A 12,531-nucleotide genomic window follows, 5' to 3' on the forward strand; every position below is an offset into this window, starting at 1 on the left:
GGCACACCGGCATCGGTTATAGTGAATTTTCCGGGGTGGGAAGTTTCCTCAGGCAAAGCAATCTGTTCGATCCGAGCGGCGTGATCGCGCTCGGTCCCAGCGGTGCAATCATGCTCGACCCGAACGATGTGTGCTCGACCGGCTCGACCGCAGTACGGCAATCATCCATCGCGAACCGAAGCAGGCCTGCATATGACGAATTCGACGACCCGGGAACCGGCTTCGCCGGCCGTTCCGGTGACGGATGCGAGCGCGTCACTGTCGCACCGGCAGATTCTCACCATTCTCTCCGGCCTGTTGCTGGGCATCTTCCTCGCGGCCCTGGACCAGAACATCGTCAGCGTGGCGATCGTGAAGATCGCCAACAGCCTGCACGGATTCGACGAACAGGCTTGGGCCACCACGGCTTATCTGATCACCGCCACCGTCTCCACCCCGCTGTACGGCAAGCTGGCCGACATCTACGGCCGCAAACCGTTCTATCTCGTGGCGATCGGGCTGTTCGTGATCGGTTCGGCCGCATGCACCTTCGCCGGTTCGATGTACCAGCTGGCCGGCTTCCGGGCCTTCCAGGGACTGGGAGCCGGCGGTCTGATGTCGTTGGCGTTCACCATCATCGGCGATATCGTGCCCGCCCGCGAACGGGTGCGGTACCAGGGCTACTTCATGATGGTGTTCGGTTCGGCGACCGTGCTCGGGCCGGTACTGGGCGGGCTGTTCTCGAATTACGATCGGCTGTGGGGATTGTCGGGCTGGCGCTGGGTGTTCCTGGTGAACGTGCCGGTCGGCGTGCTGGCGCTGGTCGTGGTGGCGCGGGTGCTGAACGTGCCGCTCCCACGCCAGCGGCACCGGGTCGACTGGTTCGGGGCGGTGCTGCTGGCCGTCTGCGTGGTGCCGTTACTGGTCGTGGCCGAACAGGGCCGGGGCTGGGGATGGACCTCGCATCGCGCGCTGCTGTGCTACGGGATCGCCGTGGCCGGACTGCTGTGCTTCCTCCTCGTCGAATTCCTGATGCGCGAGGCGGCGCTGATCCCGTTGCGGCTGTTCCGCAGTTCGACGTTCGCGGTGACGATCCTCGGCGGATTCATCGTCGGCGTGGCCATGTTCGGCGCGATCTCCATGGTGCCGCTGTATCTGCAAGTGGTGCGCGGCTTTTCGCCGACCAAGTCCGGTCTGCTGATGCTGCCGCTGGTACTGGGCATCATGGTCGGCTCCCAGTTGGCGGGGCAGCTCACCCGCACGACCGGGCGGTACAAGATCCAGCCGGTGCTCGGCACCTTCGTGATCGCGGTGGGCGCCCTGCTGTACGCGCAGGTGCACTACGACAGCCCGCTGTGGCAGCCGCTGGCCTACAGCCTGGTGATCGGCTTCGGGCTCGGCGGCTGTATGCAGACCCTGATCACCGCCGCCCAGAATGCCGGTCCCCGTTCGGATATGGGCGTCTCCACCGCGACCGCGACCTTCTGCCGGCAGATGGGCGGCACCCTGGGCGTCGCGGTCTTCCTCACCATCATGTTCAATCTGCTTCCGCGCCGGATCGTCACCGCGTTCGGCGGGCAGTTGCCGCCCGGCTTCGACGGCGCGGAACTCGGCCGGTTGCAGAGCAACACCAGTGGTATCGCCGCACTGCCGGATGCCGTCCGCCGTCCGGTGCTGATCGGCTTCACCGAATCCCTGCAGGGCGTGTTCTACGCCGGCGCCGGGGTCGCGCTGGCCGCGTGCCTGGTGCTGATCTTCATGAAAGAGATTCCCCTGCAAGATCTTCCGGTGCACGCGAGCGAAGACGTCCCGGTCCGTGAGGAATCGCGCGCCGACCCCGCGGCGGACCGCCCCGAGCCCGCCACGCTCGCCGTCGAGCCCGTCGCGGCCCGGCGGGCCGACCCCGCGCTGCGGTCCGCGACATCGCCGGTGGCCGTACCGGATTCCCCGGCCGGCCTCGACGACGGCCACCCCATCACCGGTCACATCCGCCGCGACGACGGCCACCCGGTCCCGGCCGCGGTGCTCACCCTGATCGACCCGCACGGCCGCCAGGTGGCCCGCGCGGTCGCCCGTTCCGACGGCGAATATCGCATCGCCGCACCGGATCACGGCACCCACGTACTGATCGTCTCCGCGCTCGGGCACCGCCCGGCCGCGATGAGTGTGACCGTCGGCGACCGCGCGCAGACCCTGGACGTCGCCCTGCCCGGTGCCGCCGAGGTGTCCGGCGTGGTGCGGTCGGCCGGCCGCGGCGAACCGCTGCCCGGCGCCACCGTCACCCTCACCGATGCGCACGGCGAGGTGATCGGCACGGTGGTCACCGGCGACGACGGCCGCTACGTCTGCCACGGCGTGGTCCCGGGCCACTACACCCTGGTCGCCGTCGCGCCGCACCTCCGCCCCGCGGCCGCCACCCTCACCGTCCCCGACACCGGCCTGCTACGTCACGACCTGGAACTGGCCTCGATGGCGGTCCTGGCCGGAGCGGCCTGGGCGCAGGGCCGGATGGTCCCCGACGCCGAGGTGACCGTCCTGGACGCCACCGGCGAACCGATCGCCGCCACCCGCACCGACGACCTCGGCCACTACCTCGTCCCCGACCTCCCCGAGGGCGACTACACCGTCGTGGCCCGCGGCTACCCGCCGGTGCGCAGCACCGTCACCGTCACCGGCGGCGAGGTCACCCACGACGTGTGGCTGGGGTACGAGACCTCGGTCTGAGCACGGGTCACGCCGGGCCGCGTCGACGCTCCGGTGCCTGCCGCCGCGGCGTGGGTAGTCTGGGCACCGCCGATCCGCATGCGGATCGAGGCGTGTCGAGCGTGAGGGGACGACGATGGCGGACAAGGTGGCCGGCACCGCGGTGGGGCCCATCGTGATCGCGGCGGCCGAACAGCGGTTGCCGCCCGAAAATCGTTTGTGCACAGATGAATTCGCGGAGCGAATGCTGCCCGCCGCGGTGCGCGGGCTGCTGCGCGCGGGACCGGTGCGCCGGATGCTGGTGGCGACGATGGAGCGGCAGGCGCCGGGCGTGTGGGCCGGGATCGCGTGCCGCAAAAGGTATCTCGACGAGAAGGTAACCGAGGCGCTGGACGCCGGCGCGGCGGCGCTGGTGCTGCTCGGCGCGGGATTCGACACGCGTGGCCTGCGCCTGGCCGTGCCGCGTGGAGTGCCCGATTTCGAACTGGACGTCGCCGCGAACATCGCCGCGAAGCGGAAGCGAATTACGCTGCCGGACAGTGTATTCCCGGTTCCGGTCGATTTCGCGACCGACGACGTCGCGGCCGCGCTGGCCTCGGCGGGCCGGCGTCCCGAGAGCCGGACGGTATTCGTATGGGAGGCGGTCACCCAGTACCTGACCGAGGCGGCGGTACGGTCCACGCTCGCGATGCTGGCCGGTGCGGCGCCGGGCAGCACCCTGGGATTCACCTACATCCAGCGGGATTTCCTGGCCGGCACGAATCTCTACGACGCCCCGAAGATGCGGCAGCGCTTCGTGATTCGTGATCCGATGTGGAAGTTCGGGCTGCTGCCGGCGGAGGTGGCGGGGCTGCTCGCCGAATACGGCTGGCAGGAGGCCGAGCAGGTCGGCGCGGCCGAGTACCGCCCCCGATATCTCGGCCCGGCGGGCCGCACCGAGCCGGTCAGCGATGTCGAACGCTGTGTCTGGGCCGTGAAGTCCTGAGCCGAAGTCCCGAGTTCGGTGCCGCCGGATTGTCGGTGTCGCGGAGTACGGTTGGCGGCGATGTTCATTCGACGCGAAGGGTGAGTCATGGCGACGACGGCCGATGTGCTGACGGATGCGTTCGGGCGGATCCGCGAGGTGGTGTACGGGGCGGTGGGTGAGCTCGACGAGGCCGACCTGGCGTATCGGGTCGACCCGGAGGCCAATTCCATCGCCTGGCTGGTCTGGCATCTCACGCGGGTTCAGGACGACCATGTGTCCGAGGTGGCCGGTGTCGATCAGGTGTGGACCGCGCACGGATGGTTCGAGCGGTTCGGCCTGCCGATCGACCCGCGCGCCACCGGATACGGCGACGGCGCCGGCGAGGTCGCGGTCATCCGCACCACGGGAAAGCTACTGACCGGCTATTACGATGCGGTCCACGAGCAGACCCTGCGCTATCTCGCCACACTCTCCGACGCCGATCTGGACCGGGTCGTCGACACCCGCTGGGATCCGCCGGTGACGCTCGGTGTCCGGTTGGTGAGCGTCATCGACGACGATCTGCAGCATGCCGGTCAAGCGGCCTTTCTGCGCGGCATCATTTTGCGCGCCAAATAACTCAGTCCCTGTTCCGGCCAGGATCCGGGCCGTCGGATTTCGGCCGGCTTCCGCTCGGCGGCGGCCGGCTCCGGAGGTACCAGCTCCGGCCGGGCCGGCTCAGACGACGGTACCTTCCGGGGCGATGATGTTCTCCGCGCTGTCCGCCACAGCCAATAGATGGTGCTCCGCGGGGGTGTCCTCCTCGGAGCGGACGCGGCTGCGCTTGTTGTGCACGAGGCTGCTGACGAAGGCCGCGGTGATGATCGCCACGCCGATCAGCCCGGTGGCGACCTCGTTCACGTGATGGCCGCTGGAGTACAGCAGCACCAGCGCCAGCGCGCCGATGGCCCAGTGCGCGCCGTGCTCCAGATGCACGTACTCCGCCAAGGTGCCCTTGCGGACCAGGTAGATCGTGATGGAGCGGACGAACATCGCGCCGATCAGGCCCAGGCCGAGGGCGATGACGATCGGGTCCGAGGTGATCGCGAAGGAGCCGATCACGCCGTCGAAGGAGAACGAGGCGTCGAGCACTTCCAGGTACAGGAATCCGAAGAAGGCCGCGCGGCCGGTGGCGACCGCCACCCGGGACGGACCGGTCCGGTCGGACTGCTCGTTCTCGAAGTGGGCGCCGAGGCCGTCGACGAGAAAATAGGTGACCATGCCGAGCGCACCGGCCACCATGACCACATCGGCCTTGTCGTTGGGGGCGATGAAGCCCGCGGTGAGCACCAGCAGCATCATCGTGACGGTGACGGGGAACATCGAGAACCGGCCCAGCCGTGCCAGCGGCCGCTCCAGCCAGGTCAGCCAGGTCACCGAGCGTTCGGCGCAGACGTAGTTCAGGAACAACAGCAGCAGGAACACGGCGCCGAAGGTGGCGATCTTCGGGTTGGCGTCGGCGAGGAGGGCCTCGTAGCTCGGCCGCCCGTCCGGGAAGGCGCTCGCGCCGTCGGCCGGTGGGTTCAGCGCCAGGTCCAGGGCGCGCAGCGGGTCGATATGGGCGCCGACGGCGACCACGGCCAGCGGGAACACCAGCCGCATACCGAACACCGCGACGATCACGCCGACGGTGAGGAACATTCGCTGCCAGAACTGGCTCATCCGTTCCAGCACAGCGGCATTCACCACGGCGTTGTCGAACGACAGCGATATCTCCAGCACACCGAGCACGGCCGTCAGGACCAGTGCCTGTGGGCCGCCATACCATGCGGCGACCACCAATGCCAGCCCTGCGACGAGAAACGATGGGGTGAACACTCGCACGAACATGACGCTGCGCCTTTCGTCAGCCCTGCTGCGGGGTGCCTCACGAGGGGTGTTCGAACAGACGGATCACGAAGCTGTGTGAACCCCGAGTCCCACGCCGATTGTGCCAGTTGTTCTGGGGGCGCGACAACGTCCGGTGGATTACATGGCGGCGTCGAGGCATCGTCGTGGCAGTGGGAAGGCAGCGCCGACGGGTGGACAGCGGCCGCCCGCCCCCGCACGATCGAGGCGTGGAATACACCGTGCTGCGACCCGCGGCCGCCGCCCGTACCGCCGATCCCGTCCGAATCGCCACCTTCGCGCAACATGCCGAGGTTGCCGGTTCCGAGTCGCGGGTGGCCATCGCACATCACGGCTGAGCCCGCCCCGCCCGGCGCATCGGGCGGGGCGGGGGCGATCAATACCAGTGGTGCACTTGCCAGAACGCCCAGGCGGCGTTCGGGCTGCCGTAGCGCTGGTTCATGTATTCGTAGGCCCAGCGGATCTGCGTGACCGGATTGAGCGGCCAGTCGACGCCGGCGCTGAACATCTTGTACGCGGGCAGTGCCTGCGGCAGGCCGTAGGCCCCGCTGGACGGGTTGATCGCGAACATGTTCCAACTGCTCTCGTGCGTGATGATCTGGTCGAACGAATCGAACTGGTTGGGCGGCACGATGACTCGCGCGATCGCCTGCGGCGCGACCCGGAAACCGGGAAGGAACTGCGACAGCATCTCGGTCAGCCCGGCATCCGACCGCAGCACCTGATCCTGCCGGACCGTGCCGTCGGCGGACAGGTCACGATCGGCCGCGTCCACCCCGAAATCGTTGTCGGACCGGGAATCCGGCTGACCCTCGATGATCGGGCACAGATCCGTGCAGGCCACGGCCGCCGCCGGAGCGGACTGCCACGCGAGCGCCCCGGTGGTGAGGGCGGCCCCGACCGCGAACCCGGCGGCACACACCCCGGCATTCCAGCGATGACGCCTGTTCATGGGAAGTCTCCTCGAAGGTCGCGGGTGGTCACTGCTCCGCCGAGTTCCGTGCGCTGCTGTCCGATCCCGGCGGTACGTCGTCGAGCGGCGGTTGCTGATCCATCCCGCCCGGTATCGGGTCCTCCCACGGCGGGAAATCCATCCCGCCCGGCACGTCGTTGTCGTTGCTCTCCGGACTGTCCGGATTGTCGGGGACGTCCTCCTGGTTGTTGTCCGGGTTGTCGTCCCGCCCGGTGTCCGGTGGTGCCTGGACGCCCGGATGCGGCGCCTCCGCCGCGGTCGCGGCCGTCGCCCACCAGGTGAGCGAGCCGATCACCGCCACCACCGCGATCCCGGCGACGGCGGCCGTCAGCCGCCGTACGGCCGGCACGGCGTCCCCCCGTCGACCGGGCGGCAGTGATGCGGGCGCATCCGCAGCGGACCGCCGTAGGTGAGGGTCGGATCACTGAAGGCCCGCAGGATATCGGCGGTGGACAGCCCACCCAGGGGTGAGTCGTCCGCGGATTCCGGTGAATCCCGGGTGGCGGAGGCCTCCGGAGCGGGGTCGGTACATCCGGAGTCGCATTCCGCGAGGGCCGGCGCGGCCCAAGCGGACAGTGCGCACAGCGCGACGGCGCTGGCGGCAGCGATGCGCCCGGCGACCCGGGGCAACGACGGCAATGTCGGCATCGGCGTGTCCTTTCGGCGATTCCACTGATCACGAAAGTCGGTAACGCGATCAGAGCAAACCACTAGCGAATAGGAATTGCGGCGATGCGATGCCGCGTGTCGGCAGGAATGCCGATGTGGACGGATATGACCGGGTCGGGGCGATCGACCGGGCCGGCCGGGTTCAGGCCGTGTCGGCGTGCTCGCCGGAGTTCTCGGCGGTGACGATGGACTGCTCGAGTTTGCGCAGCAGGCCGGCGAGTTGGTGCCGCTCGTCGGTGGTGAGTCCGGCCAGCATGCGGGATTCGTTGGCGAAGTGCTCGGCGGCGGTCTGTTCCAGCACCTGTTTCCCGGCGTCGGTCAGCCGGGCGTAGACGATGCGGCGGTCGTCCGGATCGCGTTCGCGCTCGACCAGCCCGGCCTTCTCCAGCCGGTCCACCCGCAGGGTGGTGCCACCGGTGGTGACCAGCGCCGTCTCGGCGAGCTGGCCGGAGGTCATGCGGTAGGGCGGGCCGGAGCGGCGCAGCGCGGCGAGCACGTCGAAGGCGGCCATGTTGATGCCGTGCTTCTCGAACACGGCCGCCAGCGAGGTCTGATATCGCAGATAGCTGCGGTGCATCCGGCCGAAGACCTCCAGCGGGGAGACGTCCAGGGCAGGCCACTGCTCGTTCCACTGGCCGACGATGTGATCGACCGCGTCGCGATCGGGCGCCGACTTGCGCGTCACGCTGACCTCCACGATTTTCCTTGTGTGCCAACGGCTCCGGCGGGCGCCGGATACGCGCCCGCCGGAGCCGCGCGCTGGCCGGGGCCCGCCGTCGGCCGTGATCCTCCGAGGCTACGCGACCGGGGCCGTGGAATCGCCGCGCACCTGCGCGATGGCGTCGATCTCGACCGTCGCGCCGTAGGGGAGCCGGCTCACCTCGACGAAGGTCCGGGCGGGCCGGGCCTCGGCGAACAGTCGCTCGAGTTGCCGGTTGGCCTCCTCGCGCAGCGACAGGTCGGTGACGTAGTAGGTGAGTTTCACGATGTCGGCCAGGGTGCCGCCCACGGTCGCGAGCCGCTCGGCCATGCGCTCGGCCGCGGCGTCGAGGGCCTCCTGCCGGCCCGCGACCGGGACGTAGTCCGCGTCGACGGACAGCGCGCCGGAGACGAACGCGAGGCCGCCGGCCAGTACGGCGGGGCGGTAGGGGTGCGCGGCGGTCACATCGGTCGACATGGGATCTCCTGAGGTGGTTCGGGCGATGAGGGAAAAAGTTTAGCGCTAAGATAGTTTGTGGGTGTGACGCTGGTCAACCTCCTCAGCGTGGCGGTTTCGCACCGATGACGCTCTGTAAAGTGCATGTTTCCGAAAAGTCAAGGGGTTGACCCCGATTGTGACGAAGGGATATATCTAAGCGCTAAGTGATTCAGTGCTCAGTAAATTTCCTCGTGCTGGGCGCTCGGCAGAGAGATCTCCCCATGTCTTCCTCCGCATTCGCGGTAACCAATGATTCGCTAGTCGCCCGCCTGGAGCGACTTCCGATGAGCCGATGGCACGTCAAGGCCCGGGTCGCGGTCGGCGCGGTCACCTTCTTCGACGGCTTCGACCAGCTGATGATCGCGTACGCGATGCCGAAACTGGCCGCAAAATGGCATCTGACCTCGACGGCCGGGTCCTGGGTGATCGCCGCGGGCGGCATCGGCATGCTGATCGGGTCGCTGCTCGGCGGCCGGTTCGCCGATCGGATCGGCCGGCTGCCGGTCGTGATCGGGGCGATGGTGCTGTATTCGGTAATGAGCCTCGGTATGGCCTTCAGCGACACGTTGCCGCTGTTCGTGCTGTTCCGGTTCGTCCAGGGCATCGGTCTCGGCGCCGAGGTCCCGGTGGCGACCTGCTACATCGGCGAGGTCTCCAAGGCACACCATCGCGGCCGGTTCGTGCTGCTCTACGAGACGATCTTCCCGGTCGGACTGCTGCTGTCGTCGGTCGTCTCGTCCTGGGTGGTGCCGCATCTGGGGTATCGCTGGCTGTTCGCGGTGGGCCTGATCCCGATCGTGCTGCTGCCGGTGCTGCTGCGGCTGCCGGAATCGCCGCGCTGGCTGGCCTCCCGCGGCCGTCTCACCGACGCGGACGCCGCGCTCACCCGCATCGAGGGCGAGATCGTCGCCGCGGGCGGGGTGCTGCCGGAGCCGCGGCCGATGACCGTCGCGGCGGCCGCGCCGCAGACCGCGCGACTGGCCGAACTGTTCCAGGGGGTATACCTGCGTCGCACCCTGGTCATCGGATTCACCTGGCTCACAACATTTTTCGCCAACTACGGTCTGACCTCGTGGCTGCCGACGCTGTACACCAAGACCTTCAAGGTCTCGCTGAACACCGCGCTGCACTACAGCATCGTCACCACCGCGGTCGGCGTGGTCGGCTGCGTGCTGGTCGCGCTGCTCATCGACGGCATCGGCCGCCGGGTGTGCATCTCGGTGGCGCTGCTGGTGGCCTCGGCGCTGCTGTTCCTCACCGCCGCGACCGGTACCGGCTCCGCGTTCCGAGTGATGTTGTGGTGCAGCGCTTCCTCGCTGTTCGTGTTCTCGGTGACGCTGGCGCTGTACCTCTACACCACCGAGGTCTACCCGACCCGGATGCGCGCGCTGGGCGTCTCGTTCGGCGGCGCCTGTGGCCGGCTGGGCATGGTGATCGGCCCGGTGACCGTCGGCTGGCTGCTCGATCACGGCACGCTGCGCACGCTGTTCCTGATCTTCGGCGCGGTCGCGCTGGCCGGTGGCCTGGCGTTCGGCGGATTCGCCACGGAAACCAAGGAGAAGACATTGGAGGAGATCGCCTCATGACCACGGCATTCGAACCGGTTGCCGACGAGATCCTCGTCGCCGGAAGCTGGAAACTCGGCGGCGGCGCGGCGACCGCGGTGATCGACCCCGCCACGGGCGAGACCCTGCAACACGTCACGCACGCCACCGTCGAGGACGTCGGAACCGCGGTGGCCGCCGGGGCCGCCGCGGCCGCGGATCCGGCCTGGCGCGACCTGCTGCCGCATCAGCGCGCGCGGTACCTGCACCGCATCGCGGACGCGGTGGACGCGGCGGCCGAGCGGCTGGCGCTGCTGCAGAGCTGGAACACCGGCAAGACGCTGACCGAGACCCGGGCGCTGGTGGCCAGCGCCGCCGGCACCTTCCGGTACTTCGCCGCGGTGCTCGAGACCGCCGACGCCGAGCTCACCACGCCGCGCGGGCCGTATCTGACCATGAGCCTGTACGAGCCGATCGGTGTGGTCGCCGCGATCACGCCGTGGAATTCGCCGATCGCCAGCGACGCGCAGAAGATCGCGCCGGCGCTGGCGGCCGGAAACGCCGTGGTGCTCAAGCCCGCCGAGTGGACCCCGCTGGTGTCGCTGGCGCTGGCCCGGCTGATCGACGAGTCCGGCCTGCCGCCGGGACTGCTGTCGGTGCTGCCCGGCAAGGGTTCGGTGGTCGGCGACGCGCTGGTCCGGCATCCGGGTGTCGGCAAGGTGAGTTTCACCGGCGGCACCACCACCGGGCGGGCCCTCGCGCACGTGGCGGCGGAGAAGCTCATGCCGATTTCGCTGGAACTCGGCGGCAAGTCGCCGACCGTCGTACTCGACGACGCCGACCTCGACCAGGCGGTCAACGGCGTGCTGTTCGGCATCTTCTCGTCCTCGGGGCAGAGTTGTGTCGCGGGATCCCGGCTGTACGTGGATGTTTCGAGGTACGACGAATTCCTGGACCGGCTGGTGGCCGCGGCGCGGGCGCTGCGGATCGGGCCGGGGCGCGAGCCCGGGGTGCAGGTGGGTCCGCTGGTGCACCACCGGCATCGGGACGCGGTCGCGGCGCACGTCGAGGCGGCCCGCGCGGAGGGTGGCCGGATCCGTTGCGGCGGAACGATTCCCGACGATCCGCGACTGGCCGCCGGGGCGTACTATCCGCCCACGATCATCGACGGGCTCGGCGACGACGCCCAGGTCTGCCGGTCGGAGATCTTCGGCCCGGTGCTGGTGGCGTTGCCGTTCGACGGCGAGGACGAGTTGATCGCCCGCGCGAACGACAGCGTGTACGGCCTGGCCGCGGGCATCTGGACCCGGGACTACCGGCGCGCGTGGCGGCTGGCGCGACGGTTGCAGGCCGGCACGGTGTGGATCAACACCTACAAGCAGTTCAGCATCTCCACGCCGTTCGGCGGCGTGAAGGAGAGCGGGCTCGGGGTCGAGAAGGGGCGGGCCGGTATCGCCGCATACTCGCGGCAGAAGAGCGTCTACCTCGGCATGGACCCGGAACCGCATCCCTGGGCGCGCTGATCGCCCGGCCCGGAGGCGTTTTCTCGTATGGCCTTGCCCGGGTAAATATCTTAGCGCTAAACTATTTGAAATCGACCTACTTGGAGGCAGTCGCATGAACGAGCCGATCGCCGCGCTGCGGGCCCTGCGCTCGGTGGAACTGCGCACCACGGCCTGCCCGGAATCGGCGGACTTCTACGCCGGGATCTGGGGCCTGCGGACCGTCGAGCAGGGCCCTGACGCCGTCTGGCTGCGCGGCAGCGGCGAACAGCACCACGTGCTGCAACTGACCGCCGCGCCACGAAACGGGCTGGGCCGCTTGAGCTTCGCGCTCGCCACCCCGGCCGAGGTGGACGCCGCCGCGCGTCGGCTGGCGCAGCGCGGGCTGCCGATTCTGGCCGGCCCGGGGCCGGTGGAGACCGTCGGCGGCGGTTACGGGCTGCAGTTCGCCGACCCGGAGGGCCGGGTGATCGAGTTGCTGGCCGACACCTTCGCGGTGGCGCGCCTCGGCCGCGAGGACGCGGTGCCGGTCGGGGTCACTCACGTCGTGCTCAACACCGTCGACATCGACGCCGCCGTCGCGTTCTACACCGACGTGCTGGGTATGCGGGTGTCGGACTGGTCCGAGCACCAGATGGCCTTCCTGCGTTGCAATTCCGACCACCACAGCATCGCGTTCAACCGCGCCGAGTGGACCTCGGTGAACCATGTGGCCTACGAGATGCCGAGCGTCGATCACTTCATGCGGGGCATCGGCCGGCTGCGGCACCACGGCGTGCTGCCGCTGTGGGGTCCGGGGCGGCACGGTCCCGGCGACAACACCTTCTCCTACTTCGCCGATCCGGCCGGGCTGGTGTGCGAATACACCAGCGGCATCGCGCAGGTCGACGAGGACCGCTGGCTGTGCCGGGTGTGGCGGCGGGTGCCCGAGCTGTCCGACACCTGGGGCACCGCCGGACCGCCCTCGGGCGAGACCCGCACCCACATGGCCGGTGTCGCCGATCCCGGTGCGTTCGAACGCTTTCCGGAGCTCCGGGAGCGGATTCCGGGAGCGGCCGCGCTGTCCGGCATCGGCGCCGTGCCGGTGACCGCGCCCGGGAAGTACTGAG

At 69.3% G+C, this 12,531-nt stretch carries 13 protein-coding genes; 7 read left to right on the forward strand and 6 right to left on the reverse strand.

The genetic code is table 11. The features are described from left to right. The first annotated feature begins 192 nt into the window (after positions 1-192). From NRB56_RS21265 to NRB56_RS21275, 3 genes are all read left to right on the forward strand, one after another. On the forward strand, positions 193-2,703 hold the full coding sequence (locus NRB56_RS21265) for an MFS transporter (protein WP_153344837.1): 2,511 nt from the start codon (positions 193-195) through the stop codon (positions 2,701-2,703). Between the two features lie 115 nt (positions 2,704-2,818). After that, a complete protein-coding gene (locus NRB56_RS21270) occupies positions 2,819-3,667 on the forward strand; it encodes an SAM-dependent methyltransferase (protein WP_153344839.1) in 849 nt (282 codons plus the stop codon). An 87-nt stretch (positions 3,668-3,754) separates the two neighbouring features. Beyond that, positions 3,755-4,267, forward strand: coding sequence for a mycothiol transferase (locus tag NRB56_RS21275; protein ID WP_153344841.1), 513 nt, complete (start codon positions 3,755-3,757; stop codon positions 4,265-4,267). Positions 4,268-4,366: 99 nt separating this feature from the next. On the opposite strand, the gene NRB56_RS21280 is transcribed toward NRB56_RS21275, so the two are convergent. Continuing rightward, the gene (locus NRB56_RS21280) at positions 4,367-5,518 is read right to left on the reverse strand and encodes a DUF475 domain-containing protein (protein ID WP_153344843.1); all 1,152 of its coding nucleotides are present in this window, start codon (positions 5,516-5,518) and stop codon (positions 4,367-4,369) included. A gap of 227 nt (positions 5,519-5,745) precedes the next feature. Between NRB56_RS21280 and NRB56_RS39790 the strand changes: the two genes are divergently transcribed. Further along, positions 5,746-5,874: a hypothetical protein gene (locus NRB56_RS39790; protein WP_264767054.1), complete on the forward strand. Its 129-nt coding sequence runs from the start codon at positions 5,746-5,748 to the stop codon at positions 5,872-5,874. 38 nt (positions 5,875-5,912) lie between these two features. Here the strand turns inward: NRB56_RS39790 and NRB56_RS39155 are convergent, their stop codons facing one another. The 5 genes from NRB56_RS39155 to NRB56_RS21305 all read right to left on the reverse strand — a co-directional run bounded on the left by NRB56_RS39155 (position 5,913) and on the right by NRB56_RS21305 (position 8,355). Beyond that, positions 5,913-6,488, reverse strand: coding sequence for an aggregation-promoting factor C-terminal-like domain-containing protein (locus NRB56_RS39155; protein ID WP_227838098.1), 576 nt, complete (start codon positions 6,486-6,488; stop codon positions 5,913-5,915). A gap of 28 nt (positions 6,489-6,516) precedes the next feature. Then, entirely contained in the window at positions 6,517-6,858 is a 342-nt protein-coding gene (locus NRB56_RS21290; RefSeq protein ID WP_153344845.1) for a hypothetical protein, read from the reverse strand. Further along, complete coding sequence (locus NRB56_RS21295) at positions 6,837-7,157, reverse strand: hypothetical protein (RefSeq protein ID WP_153344847.1); 321 nt, start codon at positions 7,155-7,157, stop codon at positions 6,837-6,839. The genes NRB56_RS21290 and NRB56_RS21295 overlap by 22 nt, the downstream gene beginning before the upstream one ends. Before the next feature lie 163 nt (positions 7,158-7,320). Next, positions 7,321-7,863, reverse strand: a complete 543-nt coding sequence (locus NRB56_RS21300; protein WP_319943305.1) for a MarR family winged helix-turn-helix transcriptional regulator — start codon at positions 7,861-7,863, stop codon at positions 7,321-7,323. A gap of 111 nt (positions 7,864-7,974) precedes the next feature. Next, on the reverse strand, positions 7,975-8,355 hold the full coding sequence (locus NRB56_RS21305) for a RidA family protein (RefSeq protein ID WP_153344849.1): 381 nt from the start codon (positions 8,353-8,355) through the stop codon (positions 7,975-7,977). A gap of 305 nt (positions 8,356-8,660) precedes the next feature. On the opposite strand from NRB56_RS21305, the gene NRB56_RS21310 reads away from it, so the two are divergent. From NRB56_RS21310 to NRB56_RS21320, 3 genes are all read left to right on the forward strand, one after another. Continuing rightward, a complete protein-coding gene (locus NRB56_RS21310) occupies positions 8,661-9,962 on the forward strand; it encodes an MFS transporter (RefSeq protein WP_227838100.1) in 1,302 nt (433 codons plus the stop codon). Then, a complete protein-coding gene (locus tag NRB56_RS21315; RefSeq protein WP_153344853.1) occupies positions 9,959-11,443 on the forward strand; it encodes an aldehyde dehydrogenase in 1,485 nt (494 codons plus the stop codon). The genes NRB56_RS21310 and NRB56_RS21315 overlap by 4 nt, the downstream gene beginning before the upstream one ends. 94 nt (positions 11,444-11,537) lie before the next feature. After that, on the forward strand, positions 11,538-12,530 hold the full coding sequence (locus NRB56_RS21320) for a VOC family protein (RefSeq protein WP_153344855.1): 993 nt from the start codon (positions 11,538-11,540) through the stop codon (positions 12,528-12,530). Position 12,531 lies beyond the last annotated feature (1 nt).

Source organism: Nocardia aurantia (genome assembly GCF_009604425.1).
GTDB lineage: Bacteria > Actinomycetota > Actinomycetes > Mycobacteriales > Mycobacteriaceae > Nocardia > Nocardia aurantia.